At 39.0% G+C, this 16,333-nt stretch carries 20 protein-coding genes; 1 reads left to right on the top strand and 19 read right to left on the bottom strand.

Annotation, left to right across the window (positions count from 1 at the left end; all coding sequences use genetic code 11):
- Nucleotides 1–81: 81 nt before the first annotated feature.
- The 12 genes from PNEUHYL_RS02445 to gpU all read right to left on the bottom strand — a co-directional run bounded on the left by PNEUHYL_RS02445 (nucleotide 82) and on the right by gpU (nucleotide 8,737).
- Complete coding sequence (locus PNEUHYL_RS02445) at nucleotides 82–633, bottom strand: hypothetical protein (protein WP_059365694.1); 552 nt, start codon at nucleotides 631–633, stop codon at nucleotides 82–84.
- An 18-nt stretch (nucleotides 634–651) separates the two neighbouring features.
- On the bottom strand, nucleotides 652–1,023 hold the full coding sequence (locus PNEUHYL_RS02440; protein WP_059365693.1) for a hypothetical protein: 372 nt from the start codon (nucleotides 1,021–1,023) through the stop codon (nucleotides 652–654).
- A 370-nt stretch (nucleotides 1,024–1,393) separates the two neighbouring features.
- Complete coding sequence (locus PNEUHYL_RS02435) at nucleotides 1,394–1,864, bottom strand: HK97-gp10 family putative phage morphogenesis protein (protein ID WP_059365692.1); 471 nt, start codon at nucleotides 1,862–1,864, stop codon at nucleotides 1,394–1,396.
- 72 nt (nucleotides 1,865–1,936) lie between these two features.
- On the bottom strand, nucleotides 1,937–3,592 hold the full coding sequence (locus PNEUHYL_RS02430; RefSeq protein ID WP_059365691.1) for a terminase large subunit: 1,656 nt from the start codon (nucleotides 3,590–3,592) through the stop codon (nucleotides 1,937–1,939).
- Nucleotides 3,589–3,948 carry a phage terminase small subunit P27 family gene (locus tag PNEUHYL_RS02425; RefSeq protein ID WP_059368801.1) on the bottom strand — a complete coding sequence of 120 codons (360 nt, stop codon included), beginning with the start codon at nucleotides 3,946–3,948 and terminating at the stop codon, nucleotides 3,589–3,591. Before PNEUHYL_RS02425 ends, PNEUHYL_RS02430 begins: the two co-directional genes overlap by 4 nt.
- 326 nt (nucleotides 3,949–4,274) lie before the next feature.
- Nucleotides 4,275–4,637 carry an HNH endonuclease signature motif containing protein gene (locus tag PNEUHYL_RS02420; RefSeq protein ID WP_059365690.1) on the bottom strand — a complete coding sequence of 121 codons (363 nt, stop codon included), beginning with the start codon at nucleotides 4,635–4,637 and terminating at the stop codon, nucleotides 4,275–4,277.
- Nucleotides 4,638–4,646: 9 nt separating this feature from the next.
- Nucleotides 4,647–4,955 (bottom strand): head-tail connector protein, encoded by a 309-nt coding sequence (locus PNEUHYL_RS02415; RefSeq protein ID WP_059365689.1) that lies wholly within the window; start codon nucleotides 4,953–4,955, stop codon nucleotides 4,647–4,649.
- On the bottom strand, nucleotides 4,942–5,298 hold the full coding sequence (locus tag PNEUHYL_RS02410) for a phage head closure protein (RefSeq protein WP_059365688.1): 357 nt from the start codon (nucleotides 5,296–5,298) through the stop codon (nucleotides 4,942–4,944). The genes PNEUHYL_RS02415 and PNEUHYL_RS02410 overlap by 14 nt, the downstream gene beginning before the upstream one ends.
- Nucleotides 5,282–6,520: a phage portal protein gene (locus PNEUHYL_RS02405; protein WP_059365687.1), complete on the bottom strand. Its 1,239-nt coding sequence runs from the start codon at nucleotides 6,518–6,520 to the stop codon at nucleotides 5,282–5,284. The genes PNEUHYL_RS02410 and PNEUHYL_RS02405 overlap by 17 nt, the downstream gene beginning before the upstream one ends.
- A 1-nt stretch (nucleotide 6,521) precedes the next feature.
- Complete coding sequence (locus PNEUHYL_RS02400) at nucleotides 6,522–7,088, bottom strand: HK97 family phage prohead protease (protein ID WP_059365686.1); 567 nt, start codon at nucleotides 7,086–7,088, stop codon at nucleotides 6,522–6,524.
- A gap of 46 nt (nucleotides 7,089–7,134) precedes the next feature.
- Nucleotides 7,135–8,325, bottom strand: a complete 1,191-nt coding sequence (locus tag PNEUHYL_RS02395; protein WP_059365685.1) for a phage major capsid protein — start codon at nucleotides 8,323–8,325, stop codon at nucleotides 7,135–7,137.
- A 13-nt stretch (nucleotides 8,326–8,338) separates the two neighbouring features.
- The gene (gene gpU, locus PNEUHYL_RS02390; RefSeq protein ID WP_059365684.1) at nucleotides 8,339–8,737 is read right to left on the bottom strand and encodes a phage tail terminator protein; all 399 of its coding nucleotides are present in this window, start codon (nucleotides 8,735–8,737) and stop codon (nucleotides 8,339–8,341) included.
- Nucleotides 8,738–9,344: 607 nt separating this feature from the next.
- Between gpU and PNEUHYL_RS02385 the strand changes: the two genes are divergently transcribed.
- Complete coding sequence (locus PNEUHYL_RS02385; protein WP_059365683.1) at nucleotides 9,345–10,766, top strand: sucrose-specific PTS transporter subunit IIBC; 1,422 nt, start codon at nucleotides 9,345–9,347, stop codon at nucleotides 10,764–10,766.
- Between the two features lie 45 nt (nucleotides 10,767–10,811).
- Here PNEUHYL_RS02385 and mtgA read toward each other — a convergent pair whose 3' ends face one another.
- From mtgA to PNEUHYL_RS02350, 7 genes are all read right to left on the bottom strand, one after another.
- Complete coding sequence (gene mtgA / locus PNEUHYL_RS02380) at nucleotides 10,812–11,555, bottom strand: monofunctional biosynthetic peptidoglycan transglycosylase (protein ID WP_059365682.1); 744 nt, start codon at nucleotides 11,553–11,555, stop codon at nucleotides 10,812–10,814.
- On the bottom strand, nucleotides 11,542–11,847 hold the full coding sequence (gene trpR / locus PNEUHYL_RS02375; RefSeq protein WP_059365681.1) for a trp operon repressor: 306 nt from the start codon (nucleotides 11,845–11,847) through the stop codon (nucleotides 11,542–11,544). The genes mtgA and trpR overlap by 14 nt, the downstream gene beginning before the upstream one ends.
- A gap of 32 nt (nucleotides 11,848–11,879) precedes the next feature.
- Nucleotides 11,880–14,060: a transglycosylase SLT domain-containing protein gene (locus PNEUHYL_RS02370; protein ID WP_059365680.1), complete on the bottom strand. Its 2,181-nt coding sequence runs from the start codon at nucleotides 14,058–14,060 to the stop codon at nucleotides 11,880–11,882.
- 132 nt (nucleotides 14,061–14,192) lie between these two features.
- Entirely contained in the window at nucleotides 14,193–14,489 is a 297-nt protein-coding gene (locus tag PNEUHYL_RS02365; RefSeq protein WP_059365679.1) for a YciI family protein, read from the bottom strand.
- Nucleotides 14,490–14,500: 11 nt separating this feature from the next.
- The gene (gene yciA / locus PNEUHYL_RS02360; RefSeq protein WP_059365678.1) at nucleotides 14,501–14,983 is read right to left on the bottom strand and encodes an acyl-CoA thioester hydrolase YciA; all 483 of its coding nucleotides are present in this window, start codon (nucleotides 14,981–14,983) and stop codon (nucleotides 14,501–14,503) included.
- The gene (locus tag PNEUHYL_RS02355) at nucleotides 14,983–15,543 is read right to left on the bottom strand and encodes a septation protein A (RefSeq protein WP_059365677.1); all 561 of its coding nucleotides are present in this window, start codon (nucleotides 15,541–15,543) and stop codon (nucleotides 14,983–14,985) included. The genes yciA and PNEUHYL_RS02355 overlap by 1 nt, the downstream gene beginning before the upstream one ends.
- A complete protein-coding gene (locus tag PNEUHYL_RS02350; RefSeq protein WP_059365676.1) occupies nucleotides 15,544–16,290 on the bottom strand; it encodes a hypothetical protein in 747 nt (248 codons plus the stop codon).
- Between the last annotated feature and the right edge of the window lie 43 nt (nucleotides 16,291–16,333).

The following is a 16,333-nucleotide window of genomic DNA, read 5'->3' as shown; positions in this document are numbered from 1 at the left end:
CGTTAAAATTATTCTTATAGCTATTTATTTTTTCTAGCCAAGAATAAATAAAACCACCTATAATAGGTGGTTTTAACTAGCTTATGTTAGATTGACATATTTCTCATCTAATTTCTCTATATTTGCATTGGATATTCTAATTTCATATATTAGATCTTTTATAGAATTTGCTAAAAGTCTATATAATAAATACAATAAAACTATAGGTAGCCAAGTTAAGAATGTAATTAAATTATTATATAAAGAAACTTTTTGTAATATATCCATCATATCTATAAAACTTTCTTTGATTTCAATGGTAGAACAGTTTATTAGTAAATCAAACTCTTTTTTTACCTCAATATCTATTTTTTTTGCTATTTCAGGATTGTTCTTCATAAATACTTGCGTTCTAATTTGGTTACTCATATTCAAAATATGTAACCTATTAATAAAACTATTTAATCTAGAATTCATCAAATTTGCAGCGTTTAAATCAGTTTTGTTTAAATTACCTTCAATTATTCTAATTCTAATTTTATCTCGTATTTGAAAGAGTCTATCTCTATATTGTTGTCGAATAGAAGGTAAAATAATTTTTCTATAAATAAAATCTATAAGTAAGTATGTTACTAATATATGGATCGTTAACATATATTCACCTTTAGTTTATTAATCGTCACTACTGCCTAAATTCTTTCCGGCTAGCTTACTTTGCAATTTAGATTTTTCTAATCCTGCAGCTCTCATATTACTACTATGTAATTGGCGAATGAGCTTTACGTGAATAAACCAAATTATCGCCATAATAACTATTACTACATAGGGCCATATTGGAGCTGAGTCTTTCTCAAAAATGGTGCTTAAGATTGACTCTCTTTTTTCATCGCTTAAGTAAATTGTACTATATATAATAAAAAAACTAAATGCCACAGCTGGAGCATTGGTCAAAGCAGTAACGGCAATATGTGTAAGATTATCACCTACACCATACCCGTATCTAGGTTGTGTACTTGAATTTTTTTTAGAATTTTTTCTGGTCATCGTTTTAGATTACTAAACAGGCAGTTAGTTCATATTTTATTTGGGTATTCTAATATTAAGAATGATCTGTAGTCAATTATGATTACATATCATTCATTGTATTAGTTCAATCTTTAATCGTTAAACCCCTATAAGCTACGGCTATTTATCTCAATGATTGGGCGTTGTATAATATTGGCACTATGTATTTAGGCATATTTGCATAGTTCTTTAGTTGGCGGTGAGCTTGAAAGAGTAAACCGCCCGATTGAAAACCTTTGATAGCGCATATTGGCGACAAATCAAGTTCGGTTGTCTTATCGTTTTGGTGATTTCATGTTTTTCCTTTTGGGGTTAAACAAAAAAGCCCGTAGTGATTACGGGCTTTTGTTCATTTTGGCATTCTTTCTTTAAGTTCTTTTTTAAAGGTTTCTTCCGTTATTCTCAGCGCTTCAGTTTTGCCGGTTTGCGCGCCTTTTTCCATATAATGACGACCTTTCATTTTAACCGTGCCATATTCCACCATCCACCAGTAAAATGGATCTCGTCTATCTTTGGTATTTTCTCCTACTTTCGCCATTCTTTGACCTTTAGGACGTATAACTTTGATCGTTGTAATTCCGCTTAATCCGTGTTTGGCGACTTTTGTTTTATGGCGAACATTGTTTTTTATTGTGCCTTTTTGGCGAAAATCGGTACTTTTACTAATAACCGGTACTTTAGGTTTAATTGATTTCTTAAGCGATTTTGCACCGGCATTTAGGGCTTTTCTAATTGATGGTTTTACCGCTTTCTGTGTATCTTTTACATAGCGTTTAATATTTCGCTCAAGTTCTTTTAAACCTTCTATTTTTGCTGCCATTTTATTTACTCCAATAATAAAAAAGAGAATAAAGCACTAATGCATAAGCGAGCGTATTTAGTAACTCTATGTTCATAAGTCTAGTCCGTTGAAATTCTCTAGTGCTTGTTTGTGTTCTTCTGATAACTCAAAAATCAGATCACCATATTCAAGTTGATAGGTTCCGAATGACATCAAGAAAGCCACTGCCGGATCGATTTTATTCGCTGCCTTCTTCTTGTTTGGCTTAATGTTTGCGTTTGCGTCTGTTTCCATCACTACGTTTGATAATGCCCATTCAAGCACCGGATCGCCGTTGTGTTCTATCACTTGGCGATTAATCAGCACTTCCGTACTTTTTGCCACTGGGCTAAAGCGTTGATAGGTTTGTGGGAATGGTTCAACCTCAAGCCCAGCCGCTTGTAATTGGGTCCTAAGGTGGGTGGCGTTCCATACATCAAAGCCAATCATTTTGATATTGAAGTTTTCGGCATCTTTTAAAATATCATCTCGGATTTTGTTATAGTCGATACAGTCACCCTCTGTAGCAATAAGCCAACCATTTCGCACCGAGTTTTGATATATGGCCCGGTTTTTATTTGCCACGTTCTCAAGCTGAAATTCGGGGATATAGTGGCGCGTAAGTAACCGCACTTTTTTCCCTTGTGGGAAGGTGTAGCAAAGGCTGGTTAAGTCGTTCGTACTGGATAAATCCAACCCTAAATAGCAATCCTGATGCAGTAAATCGCTTTCGGTGTAGTCTCTAGTACATTGTGCCCAATTTCCTTCGCCTAGCCATGGTGTTGTTCCCTGACACCAGACATTAAAGCGTTTAGTGAGCATTTCTACCCATTCAGACGGAATGCCACGGGCTTTTTTAATGGTGTTCTCAAAATCAAGGTAAGGAATGGATTTGCCAATATTCGGATTGGCTTTTATCCAGTTTTCCGGGTTATCTATTTCGCTTTCTTCGTCCAATTCAAAAATCATGATGAAAATACTGTCGTTTTGTTCGTTTCCCTCTAAGATTTGGCAGCAATAATCATAATGTTGTTTACAGGCGGAAATGGTGTTACTTCCTGCCGTGGTGATAGCAAATAAAAGCCCTTCGGGGCGTGCGCCTTGACCTAATTCTAAGGCGCTATAAACGCTGTTATCCGGGTGTAAATGAATGGCAAGGCTAGGATTTGTTCCCTCAATGGTGCTTGATTTAGCCGCCAATGGTCGCATTAAGCTGTTTGATTTGGGATTGATCATCTTGTGTTGCAAAATGCTGATCCGCTTTTTTAACGGTTTGGATAATAAGCACATTTGACGGGCATCATCAAAGACAATTCGGGCTTTGTCTCGGCTGACGGCGGCGGTGTAAATATCCTGTTGTCCGTTTTCCATTAATAAAAACCAGTTGGCAAGCACAGCGGCCACGGTTGATTTTGCGTTTTTGCGGGCAACTTGTACATAAGCGGAACGATATTTACGCAATTCCGTGTCTTTGTATTTAAAGCCTAGTAGATTCGCAAACAGGAAGATTTGCCAGTCTGAAAGCTCGATTGGCTTTCCTCGCAGTGGTCCTTTAACGTGCGGGCATAACCGGGAGAACTTAATAAACCGTTCCACAATGGCATTATCAAAGTAGAAATTCGGGTTTTCTAAGTCTAGAAAGTAACGGTTCACGGCTTGTCTTATGCGTTTGCAAGCGATAATTTCACCGCTTTTAACCTGCTGTGCGTACATTTCCCACGCTTTCATAGTTCGTCTAACTCGTCTTTTTCTTCGGTATCTATTGGGGTTTTACGGCGACTAACCGGATCAAAGCCTAAAAGTGCGGACATTTTTATCATTATTTTTTCAGCGTCTGCTTTGGCGGTAAGTGCCGGATTACGTGCTTCCGTGCCTTGTGAGTTGGTAATACTAAACCCTCGTTCGGATAAGTCTTTTACTTCGGCCCGATAAAGAGAATAGTTTGTACAGTACATTTCAAGGTGGATTAAATCAGCGTCTTGAATATCTCCCCGTTCAATCAGTTGTTTGATATGCGCTTTCCATTGTGATTTAGCTATATCGTCTAAATAATCGGGGGCTTTGGGTATCTTTTTTCGTGTCATTGATATTCCTTGTGATTCTTTTGGTCGACGCAATTTTGCGTTCACCTTTAACCAATCCATTTTTGGTTTCGTTGTTTATCCTCAAATTTGAGGAGACCGATCCAAAATTGGATCGGCTACTATATTTTCAAAAAAATTGCCGTGCGTAAAAATTGAGTTGGGGGGGCGGTTCTTAGCAAGGCGGATTTTCTTTCCAAAACTCCCCCCACCCGGTCTATCTGATTGTTTTAAAGGTATGGTGATAATAACCATTCCTTAGCTGCCTGTATGATAAGGTGTTCGTGTTATACGAATAGTTCAACCGTTACCATATAACCACGATTGATTTACTTCTTCGCACCATAACCACGCTTATCTATCACTCTTGTCTTATAACTGTGGCAATCACGACATAAGGCTTGATGATTAGATTGCACCCAAAACAACGGATCAGCCTGCCCGTTCTCTACGGGTTTAATATGGTCTATTACAGTTGCTGGTGTGTAGATTCCTTTCTCTAAACACATTACACAAAGCGGGTTATGCTTTAGATATTGTGTGCAGTATTTCGTCCATTTATGATCGTAACCGCGCTGACTTGCCGGCAATCGGTTATCTTGTTTCTTCTGTTGATGTTCATCACATCGCCCGCTTTTCACCCGGTTACGACAACCGGGAAAGGAACAACGTCTTAACGGTTGATATGGCATAGATTCACCTTAATACGCGCAAGGTTCTCTATAGACTTCCCATAATGCACTAATCGCCATGGGTGCGGGTGCAAGGTTAGCTGTATCGGTTACTGCTTCACGGTTTGCATAGAGATAGGCAATATACATTAAGCAACCAATCTTAATAGAATCATAGAAAGGGATTGTTTTATCCGTTTCATCATCGGCAAAGGTTTTCCCGATATGGCGTTGTGCAACCTCAAGGGCTGCGGATTTATAACCTTCAAGCAATGAATCATCATAATCGTGATCGATGTTTAAATGCGCTTTGATTTCATCAAGATCAATGTTCGCCATAGGCTTCACCTTCCTTACACATTAATTGCAGTTCTCTGTGTGATTCTCTGCTATCAATAACCGAATAAATATCAAATAGACGTTTACCATACTTAACCCGCATTTTATTTGTTATTCCTTCTTGATAACGAATGCGGATTCTTATAATGTTCTCACCCATTTGGAATGGGCCGCTAAAATATTCTCGCCCTTGTAATGGTTCAATACTTGCCCGCACTTCTGCAACGTCTTTCCAAATGGGTGTTGATGCGCCGTAAGTATTGTTCTCTCGTTCCTTTTTGTAGTTACGTTTTTGAATAGTGATCACCTTGTTGTAAATACCGGCTCTAATTATTCTCGCCATCGTTTACCCCTGTTTTCTGATTCCCACCATCACCGCGCTTAACTTCTACAGTTTGTTTCCATGCTTGGCTAAATTCATCTCCACCGTTATAAGGTGGCAAGCCTTCACGTCTGCGCACTTCATTCGGCGACATCACTCCCGCTTTAATTGCTACGTCATAACTATTGAATCGTTCGCTTTGACTTGTTCGTAAAAGATCGCTTGTGTCAAACTCAATCAAATAACGTTTTGAAGAATTGACCATTAAATCAATCATCAACGCGTCCTTTAATTGCTGTTCAAAGTTAGTGAGCCACGGACGCAAAGTTTGAGATAAAAACGCCCGGCTTGCTTCACTGAAATTGGCATAGCTACTGTTTGAATAATCTTGAAGAAAAATTGGGCTGATGTTGTAAATTCGAGCAATATCGGAAATAGTAAACGTGCGGCTTTGTAACCATTCCGCATCTTGGTTTGTCATACCTAATTGTTTATATTCCATTGAGCCTTCAAGAACGGGTGTTTTCCCCGCATTCCTTGCGCCTTTGTAACGTTCAAGTGCTTTGATTGCTTTCTGCGCTTTCGCCTCGTCTAGCCACTCTTTTGTTGTAATTAAACCGCTAGCCATCAATCCGTTTTTCATAATGGCTGATCCGTGTTTCTGTTGGGCTAATCCTAATCCCACTGTTTCACGACAAATTGTTACCGGCGAACGTCCCATAAATCCATCAAGGGAAGAATGGCGCAAATGCAAGATTTCATCTTGTAAATAGTTTGTGGTCTTACCGTCTAAATCAATGATTTGATAAATATATTCACCACCGACTTTACGATAAATATTAACCGAACTTGGCGGATAAGGAATTAAGCTGATTGGTTCGCCCTTGCTATCCCACCCAATCACCGCATAAGCATTGCCAGTTAAAAGACAATGGCGCATCGTGGTATATTTGAACTGATACGGGGTTTGGCTACGATTCGGCATTTCATTTAATAAATAATCTACCGGATGTTTATAAATTCGTTCTCGGCCATCGTCCTTTAATCGATACAAATAACAAGGCATAGACGCGACCGCTTTGGCAATCACCGTGACCGCATTCATCACTGCCGGCAAGGCTTCGGCTGTTTGTGGGCTGACAAATTCACCTGCACCGGTATTAGATACGCCTAAGTAAGAGAGAAGTTCATCAATAGCAATGGGCGCACTACGTTGTTCTTTTCGTTTAAATGGATTCCACATATTAAGCCCCCACCACATCAAGCCATTGTTTAAAAAGTGCGGTCGGTTTTGATTGTGTTTTTTCTTTGGCGGCCACCATCGAGCGCTTAGCAATTTCTACGCTACTTTCCGGATATGCCGGAATGCTTGTTACGGTGATCTCAAATAGTTCAGCTTTGCTTACCGTGCGTTGACAAGGTTCGGTGTCAAAATTCCATTTTTCTTCTTTGGCCCAAAAACCGAAAGACATTCCTCGAATATCACCACGTTCTACGCTAATTAATAAATCTTTTCCGAGCGTAGTTTCAGGTGGGGTAAGTTCAAAACGCAAACCAATAGAATCTTCTTCAAGTTTCAATGTTCCCGCACTGGTGCGTCCTAATAGTTTCGTGTGATCGTGTTCAAATAACGCTCTCACATCATCGCTACTGCTTAAACTCTCTGTAAAGGCATTCGGGCTAAATTGCTCGACAAAATCGCAATATAGGACTTCCGAGGGGCTATTCCACCGAACCACATAACCGACTAATTTTTGATTTTCTTTATCCGTTGAAAGTGTGGAAGAACGGATCTCAAATTCTTTACTCATACATGACCTATTAAGCAAAAAAGGGGCTTTCTTCGCCCCTTGTGGTTTATGCTGTGGTTTCAATCAATTTGATAGCATTAGAATCAACCACGCCACCACCTAAATATTTATCGGTGTGGACCTTATAAAAGCCCGGCTTGGTTAAATTATCCGGTCGGGTTCTTACGCCTGTTTCATGATCGACAATGAAATAACCGCGTTTAAAATCACCGAAAGCTAACACGGCTTCATTTGCACCACCCGCTGGAATCGTTTCGAGGAAATAAACAGGGCGACCCAAAAGGGTAGAAGGTGCACCAACAGTTAAACCATCACGCCAAATAAAATCACCGTTTTTATTTTTGAGTTTCTGCAATGCAGCAGCAATAGTAGAAGACATCACCCAAACGGCATTTTTACGGTATTTACTATGAAGGGTATAGAACAAGTCAATTAGTGTGTCTGCCGTGATTTTATCTGCGCCGGCAACCTCTAATTTCTGTAATTTACCAAAGGCGCGCACTTTGTCGTTTTCGGTTGTGCGCTCATAAGTCAGTAAACCTTTTGATTTTTTAGATCCATCACCGGAAGTTAAATCCACTTCTTCGGTTTCGGTGAAAGTTTCTGAAATTTCATCAGTTAGCCAACCTAAAACATCAATGCTTGAGAAGTCCAAAATCTCTTGTGTGGTTTTCGGATAAGCATAGATAGAATTTAATGCAATGGTGACTTCATGAAGTTTTGGCGTTGCCGTACCATTACGCGCAACACCTTCCTCACCATGTTCCACTACTGCGCCACCGGCGGAGACTAATTTTTTGTATTCTTTCGCACCAATAGGCAAACGCACCACATTACAAATTTGGCGCATTACGCTATCATCGGTTAAGCGTTTCATGACTTCTTTGTCTAATTGAGGGATCACGGAATAGCCGCCATCTTCTCCATTGGCCGTGGTAAGGTTACGTAGTTCACCTGTTTTAATGTAATGGCGCAATTCATCATTTGAGAATTGTTTTGCGCTGCGCTGTTCTACCGGATTTACATTGCCGGCAAGATTGCGTTCTTCATCTGCTACGGTTTCATAACGGGTGATTTCATCAGTTAATTGATTAATTTCACCTTTTACCGCTTCAAAGTTTGCCGTTTCGGTTTCATCTAAAGAGCGGTTTTCTTTTTCTGCTTTTTCAAGCATAGCGCGCATTTCTGCGACTTTAGCTGCCTTTTGTTGGCGTAATTCTAAAAGTTTTTTAAACATAATTTTCTAATCCTTAATCATCATAAGAAACGGCAAATTGAACAGTCGCACTAATCCATGTTGCTTGCTCTTCGTCATAATCATAACGATAACCTTTTAAAGAAGTATCATTTAAAAAGTTGAATTCATTATTACGGATAGCAAGGCGAACCGTTTCCGCAATATCGTCTAATTCGCCTTCTCCACTATTCGGTTTCAAGTAGATAGCAACATTCAAAAGTGCATCAAATTCACCATCACACATTGATACTTCTTGAGCGCCAATATCTTCTAAATAGATAGATAATGCCGGACATTGTTCTGTTGCGTTTAATGCAACCAATCGACCATTAAAGAAACGGCTGATTTTATTTTTTAATAAGGGTGTTAAAACACTGATAACTTCAGTTCTAATCTGATCGTGGATAATCATAATCTGTCCTTTTGGGTAGCCTTAATTAAGACGGCTTATAAAAAGCCCATAGAACAATATAATCACCTGAAAACTAAAGTAAATAGCTTAAATTTCAATAGATTAGCTACGAAAAGATACGATAGGTAAGCTAAATTTAATTGATTGTTTTTTAATCAGGCGAGTAAAAGAAAAAAGGATTTTTTATAGATTATTTGAAATTTTATATTAGTGAATAGTAGTGAATACCTAGTGAACACTATAATAAAAGGTATTCACTAATATAAATATATAATAAATAAAGAGTTTTTATAGAAAAATAGTTAAAAGTGAACAGGTGAACACCTTTTTATAAAAAAATAAACTATTAAGCAAAAAAATGGTAAAATCCGATACACGATTAGGTAATTTTAGTCTGGGTTTAAAATATAGTAACACGTTTTGTAACACAGATTCGTGTGTGCAAAAATAAGTCTTTTAATATTAATGTCTTATGGCTTATATCAAGTCTCGCCCAGGCACCAAAATACTTTTCAAAGTCTTTCGTAATCACTCGAAAGGCTTTTTTACGTTAGTTAATTTAGTCAGAATTTGTCAGTTTTATTTTTTAACTAATTAGGAGAAATCTATGAACTTCCCCAAAATCGCTGAACAAGTGATAGAAAAGCTAGGTGGTAAAAGTAATATCGCCACGGCGGCACATTGTGCGACGCGCTTACGTATCGTTTTAAATGATGAAAGCAAAGTTGACAAAGAAGGTATTGACAATATTGAGGGGGTGAAAGGACAGTTTTCTGTTGCCGGTCAATATCAAATTATCTTCGGCTCCGGTACTGTGAATAAAGTCCATACAGAGCTTACCAAACAACTAGGTATTGGTGATGTCAGTAAAGCGGAAGTGGCGGAGGTTGCAGCTGGTAACCAAAGTTTATTACAACGTTTGGTGAAAGGTTTGGCGGATATTTTCGTACCAATTATTCCGGCAATTGTGGCGGGCGGTTTATTGATGGGGATCCACTCCATGCTAACCTCTGTCGGTTTCTTTTGGGAAGGGCATTCAGTCGTCAGTAAATATCCTAAAGTGTCTGATTTAGTTGATTTCATCAATACGATTGCTAACGCGCCATTTGTGTTTTTGCCGGTATTACTTGGTTTCTCGGCAACCCGAAAGTTTGGTGGCAATCCGTTCTTAGGGGCGGCTTTAGGGATGCTTTTAGTTCATCCGGCGTTGGCTGATGGTTGGAATTATGCAAAAATCTTAATGGAAGATAAGATTCAGTATTGGAATATATTTGGGCTTGCAATTGAGAAAGTCGGCTACCAAGGAACCGTGATCCCAACTATTATTTCTGCTTGGGTATTAGCGACGTTAGAAAAAACACTCCGTAAATTTGTGCCTTCTTATCTGGATAATCTTGTCACACCATTATGCTCGCTTTTTATTGCCGGTTGCTTGGCATTCACTGTCATTGGGCCGATTGGTCGTGAAGCGGGTTCATTAATTTCAACGGGTTTAACTTGGCTATATGATACGCTTGGCTTTGTGGGCGGGGCAATTTTCGGTACTTTCTATGCGCCAATCGTGATTACCGGTATGCATCAAACCTTTATTGCGGTGGAAACCCAGTTATTGGCAGAGGTTGTCCGCACAGGCGGTACATTTATCTTCCCAATTGCCGCGATGTCAAATATTGCGCAAGGGGCGGCATGTTTAGGGGTAGCATTGGCATTAAAAGATCCAAAAGTGCGTGGTTTAGCCGTACCATCAGGGATTTCCGCATTATTAGGAATTACGGAACCGGCAATGTTTGGTGTGAACTTACGTTATCGTCAGGCTTTCTTTGCTGCAATGATTGGTTCTGGCTTGGCAAGTGCTTTTATCGCATTCTTCAACGTGAAAGCCATTGCATTAGGGGCGGCGGGGTTCTTAGGTGTGCCGTCTATTAAACCGGATAGTTTGGCTATGTATAGCGTTGGTATGGCAATTTCCTTTATCGTAGCATTTAGCCTATCTTTTGTTATGGTAAAACGTGCGAACGTAAAAGCTTAATCTACTATTAAAAAGTGCGGTCAATTTCGACCGCACTTTTATCTTCTAATCTAATTGTTTTAAATAATTTATCCCTAGATTTCTCATTTGTTTGATAATCCATTGCTGTTTTTTACGTACCAATGCACTCGGTTTTTTGACTTTATAAATAATGGGGTTTGGCAAAACTGCTGCCAGTAATGCCGCCTCGGATTGCGTTAGATTTTTAGCTGATTTATTAAAATAAAAACGACTTGCTGCTTCAACACCAAAGATTCCATCACCAAATTCTGCAATATTTAAATACACCTCTAAAATCCGTTTTTTTGACCAACTCAGTTCTAATAACATAGTGGCGGGAACTTCCAATCCTTTACGGAACCAACTTTGTCCATGCCAAAGCATCAAATTTTTAGCCGTTTGTTGAGAAATGGTCGAGGCGCCACGGACTTTACGTGTCGATTTCTCGTTATATTTGAAGGCTTTTTGAATTGCAGTGAAATCGAAACCGTAGTGAGAGGGAAATTTTTGATCTTCCGCTGCAATCACTGCAAGTTGCATATGGGGCGAAATTTTCTCAATATTTACCCAACTTGACGTTGCCCGATAATAGAAATCGCCTTGTAGCCAATGTCCGACTTGCTGTTGAATCATATAAGAAGAACAAGGTACGGGAACAAAACGAAAAAGAAGGATAAAAACAAAAACAGCGAAAAAAAGCCAGATTGTAATACGTTGCCAATTTTTCTTCCACCATTTAGGGCTGAATAACCGTAAAAGTGCGGTTAAAAGTTGCTTAGTTTTTTTCAACGCTATCAAGATGTTGTTTCATCCATTCCATAAAATCCGGATCCATCGTTTTGATCATATTTGAACCGCGTGTAATGGTGGCGGCACTGGTATTCAGATTTTGCTGAATTTCACGTTGAGATAAACTTTTATCTAAGAGCTGTGAAACAATTTGTAGGCGTAAGCCCACCGCATCACGTTCGTCAGCGGTGAGAAGTAAGGTTAAAAAATCTTGTGCTTTACCTTGTTCAAAAGCGGTTTGTAGCATGGCAAGAAAAGCGTTCCATTGATCTAAATTGCGACTGATATACATGAATCTCATCCTATACTATTAAACTAGTGCGCTTAGTATAGCCGATCAAACTCTTCCTGGCTAAAGGTTTGTGGATTTTCTTTATGTTGTAGCAGTTGGTAGTAAAAATCATAGGCTAACACATTTTGCACATAACCACGGGTTTCAAAAAATGGAATTGAGGCGATAAATTCATCCATCGCTAATTTTCCTCCTGCCCTTGACAGCCATTTTTCCACCCTATTTGCTCCGGCATTGTATGCGGCGGCAATGAGAATACGATTATTCGGGTATTTCATATTCAGTTCATTTAAATGTGCCGTACCGAGCAAAATATTATTGAACGGTTTGAATAAATCCTTTTCCGTTTGATAAGGTAATTGATTGTTATCGGCGGTTGCTTTGGCGGTACTTGGTAAAAGTTGCATTAATCCGCGTGCATTGGCGGAAGATTGCGCCATTGGATTCCAAGCACTTTCCTGACGAGCTATTGCCATTGCAAAGGTTTTACTTATAGAGTTATTAACTTTGACTGATTGGGGCATTAAAGCAATATCAAAATAGCTTTGGTAAGCGTTTGGCAGGCGTAAGGAAATATGATTCCAAGCTTTCGCAATAATTGATCCGTCCACACCTAAATCAAACCAACCTTGCCGATTAGAATATTCACTCAAAGCAATTTGTTTCGCTTGTTTTGACTCGGCGGAAATATGCTCAAGTAAAAAACGCCAACGCTGTTTAGCTGCACCTAGACGATCTAATTGTCGCAGTTCGGCAATTTCCTCTAGTGCGGCACGGTGATGCTTTATAAGAGCAAGTGTTGCTTTCTCATTTAATGTGGTTTGAGGCAATTCAATGCGATAGTCCGCACCACGATTTTGAGGGTTAAGCATGGCTTTGGCTAACATTGGATAAAAACCACGTTCTTTGGCAAGTGCGGTTAAAATTTCTTGTGTTTTTTGTGGATCACTTTTTGCGAGCCAATAACGCCATTCTTGTTTTTCCTTGCCTTCTTTCGAAAGCGCATTTAGCCAAGGCATAAGATCGGTTTTCTGCCAAATTGCCATACGGAGTCGGCGTTCAATCAGATTATCGGCATTTAATGCTAAGATCTCAGCATCACGCCATTGCTGAAAATGAGGGGTTTCATTATCAAAAAAACGGCTGATAAACGCGATTTTCCAATCACGAATTTGCGTGTCGCTTAGTTGCCAATTTTTCGCCCATTGTAAATAAGGGGCAAAATCAGGATTATCCATATTTTCGGGGAGCGTACGTAAATAACGTGAAAACCCTTGTATGACGGCAAATTGGTCTCGGATTTTGCCATTCTTGTCATCAGGTAATGTATCCGCAAGTGTTTTTAAATTTGCCGGATTTTTTAGTAAATCAGCATAAACTTTTAGTTTGATCAGGATTGTTGGATCTTCTTTTATATTATTAGAGTTCTCTAATTCTCCCGCCAGTAATACTAAGCCTTTCACATCATTTTTTGTGAATAAGTTTTGCGCTTTTTGATAAATTTTGTCTGTTGTTCTGCCACCTTTGGAATACCATTTTTTCCATAGCTCGGAATCGTTCGTAAGTTCGCCATTATTGAGCCAGAATATTTCAAAGCGGTTCAAAATATCCGTTTCTTGAGTGGGTTGATTTTTATTGGACGCTGATGGTTTTTGAGCGAGCTGATATTCCATGTTTAATGTGGCAATTTGCATTGCTAAACCATTTGGTTTGATCTTTTTGGCATAATCCGCTAGGTACTCGGAGCCACTGTTATTTAGCAAGGTAAGAATACTTTGTTCTAAACGGGAACGGAGAAAATGTTGGGGATGTTTAGAGATATAATCCTCAATATCTTTTTTTAATGCCATCAGTTCAGTTGAAGGTGTATCACGAGTAACCAATTTTATTTGGCTGTCAAAATAGGCAAACCAAGCATCGGCTTGCAACGGATAGCCTTCCAAAAAATGGAGTAATGATAGAAAAACAGCTCGGTTTTCAAAAACACGGTTATTTTTTACCGCACTTTTCAATAGATTCTCAAGTTGTAAGAACGTTGCCCGCTGCTTTCGCTGTTTTAACTCGGCATGGTGTTGGCTTTGCTGCCATTTCAACTGTTCTTCCGCGAGATTAACGGTTGGTGTGTTTGCGAATTTATCGGTATTTGTATTCGCTCTGATGGATTGAGAAAGTGCGGTTAAAATTGCAAGCGAAATAAGGGGGAGTTTTTTCATACCATTCCTGTAAAATGAGAATTTATGCCTTGTTAGGTGGCGTTAGCTTTACGGTATTGATGTTCAAATTTATACGGTTTAATTAACAAAAAAAGCGAATTCTTAGATTCGCTTTTTCATATATTAGTTCCCTTAGAACACTTTTTTGAACGGTTTCACCGTCACTTCACCATAAACCCCTGCTGCTACATAAGGATCTTGTGCAGCCCAGTCTTTTGCAGCGAGCAGGCTGTCAAATTTTGCTATGACGGTAGAACCGCTGAATCCCGCATCGCCGGGATTTTCGTCATCAATAGCCGGATTTGGGCCGGCAGTAAGCAAACGATCTTCGGCTTGTAACTGTTTTAAACGGGCTAAGTGTTGTTCTCGAACGGCAAGGCGTTTTTCAAGCGTGCCGGGAATATCTTGAGCAAAAATAACGTAATACATGGTTTTCTCCTTTAAATATTTTTAGTTTGTTGGTTTTCATATTCTTGAATGGAGGCGAGGGCTTTTTCCAGTTCATGGTTGCCTTCGCGTGGAATACTACGTGATTTACCGTTGCTATCTACTGCGACAAAGGTAAATACAGCATCGGTTACGCAGTAGCGTTCACCGATAGGTTCACTGGCAACTTTTTTCACCCAGACTTCAACTTTAATTTGAATAGAAGAGCGCCCGATTTTTAGGCATTGACCGTAGCAGCATACCACATCACCCACTGCAATAGGTTTGATGAAATTCATTCTTTCTACGGCAACGGTAACAACCCGTCCGTGAGCAATTTCTTTAGCTAAAATTGCACCGCCCATATCCATTTGCGACATAATCCAGCCACCGAAGATATCTCCGTTTGCATTGGTGTCGGAAGGCATAGCAAGGGTGCGGAGTAGTAATACGCCTTTCGATTGGCGACCATCTTTATCAATAAAATTTGAGGACATTAATTCTCTCCATCTTTATGGTTATTTTGTTCGTCTTTTGGTAAATATTTATAAATGTAAGCCGCGGAAATCAGCGTGGCAATGATCGTCATTCCAATTAAGCCGAAAGATTTAAAATCAACCCAGGCTTCTTCCGACATATTGCGGCTAATATAAATATTCACCAACATACAAATGATAAAGAAAATTGCCCAGCCGAGATTGAGTTTATTCCAAGCCTGCTCCGGTAACTTAATTTCTTTACCGAGTAATTTTTTCACTAAAGGTATTTTGAATTGAAATTGTGCCACAAGCAATATGATGGCAAAAAGCGCATTTACAATAGTGACTTTCCATTGCAAATAACGTAACTCATTGAAATAAGCGGTTAAAAGTCCGAAAAAAACAACCGCACTTGCCATGATTTTTTGTTGTTTTTCAATGGCGCCGTATTTCCATTTTAAGATCACCATTTGTAAGATGGTCGCCACCACTAAGACGATTGCCGCATCGCGTACGCCGCTCAGTTTATAAGTGATAAAAAATAAGATTAGCGGAATAAATTCAAGTAGTTGTTTCACTTATGACTCCTTCATAAATAAGCTGTAAAAACGATAGGTTACCACCAGCATTAGGATATTTAATAATGAGGCAAAGCCGCTTACGATCAGTATAAAAATCATATTGTTAGATAGGGTGGTGAGCTGAAAAACTAATGTCGGTACAACAAAATACACTAGTAGGGAGTAAATAAACAATGCGCTTTTTTGCGTTCGCCCTTGTAGCCAAATTTTTTGCAGACTTTGTCCGATACCGTCTTGTGTCGTTAAGTAGTGGGTAGTCGATAAATTTACACGTATAAAGAACCAAATACCGAAAATAACCGCTACAAGCGAAATTATTGAGGGAGAGGTTTTAGTGAGTACTGCCGCACCGATTTCAAATAAGCCAAGAAATATAGGAATAACAACAATAAGTTCTAAGATCACAACACCGATAAAACGTGAAAGAGTTGTACTGAATGTTTGCCCTAAAGTGCGGTAATTTTGTTGGCTGATTTTATGAATTGTCAGCAATCCCCACGCACTCAAAAAAGTGGTTGCTAATTGTGCGATAGAAAAGGATGTTAAAAAGCCAATGACATCTATATTTGCCATATCAAAAGTATTGGTATCGACCAAGGCTTCTTGAGAATTAATCGATGGGCTTAATAATATGCTTAAAACTTGTATCATAAATAGGATTAATACAAGTTGAAGCATTATTTTTTGCTGATTACGGAAAAAATTCCAGCTATCTTGTAAAACCTGCGTAAAGTTAATTTTCATTCAATTTTCTCTTTGTCAAAAGTGAGGCAATTATACCTTGTTT

The sequence above is a fragment of the Rodentibacter caecimuris genome (assembly GCF_001019715.1).
Classification (GTDB): Bacteria; Pseudomonadota; Gammaproteobacteria; order Enterobacterales; family Pasteurellaceae; genus Rodentibacter; species Rodentibacter caecimuris.
Note: the sequence above shows the minus strand (reverse complement) of the source record. Positions and strands in the feature narration are given on the sequence as shown.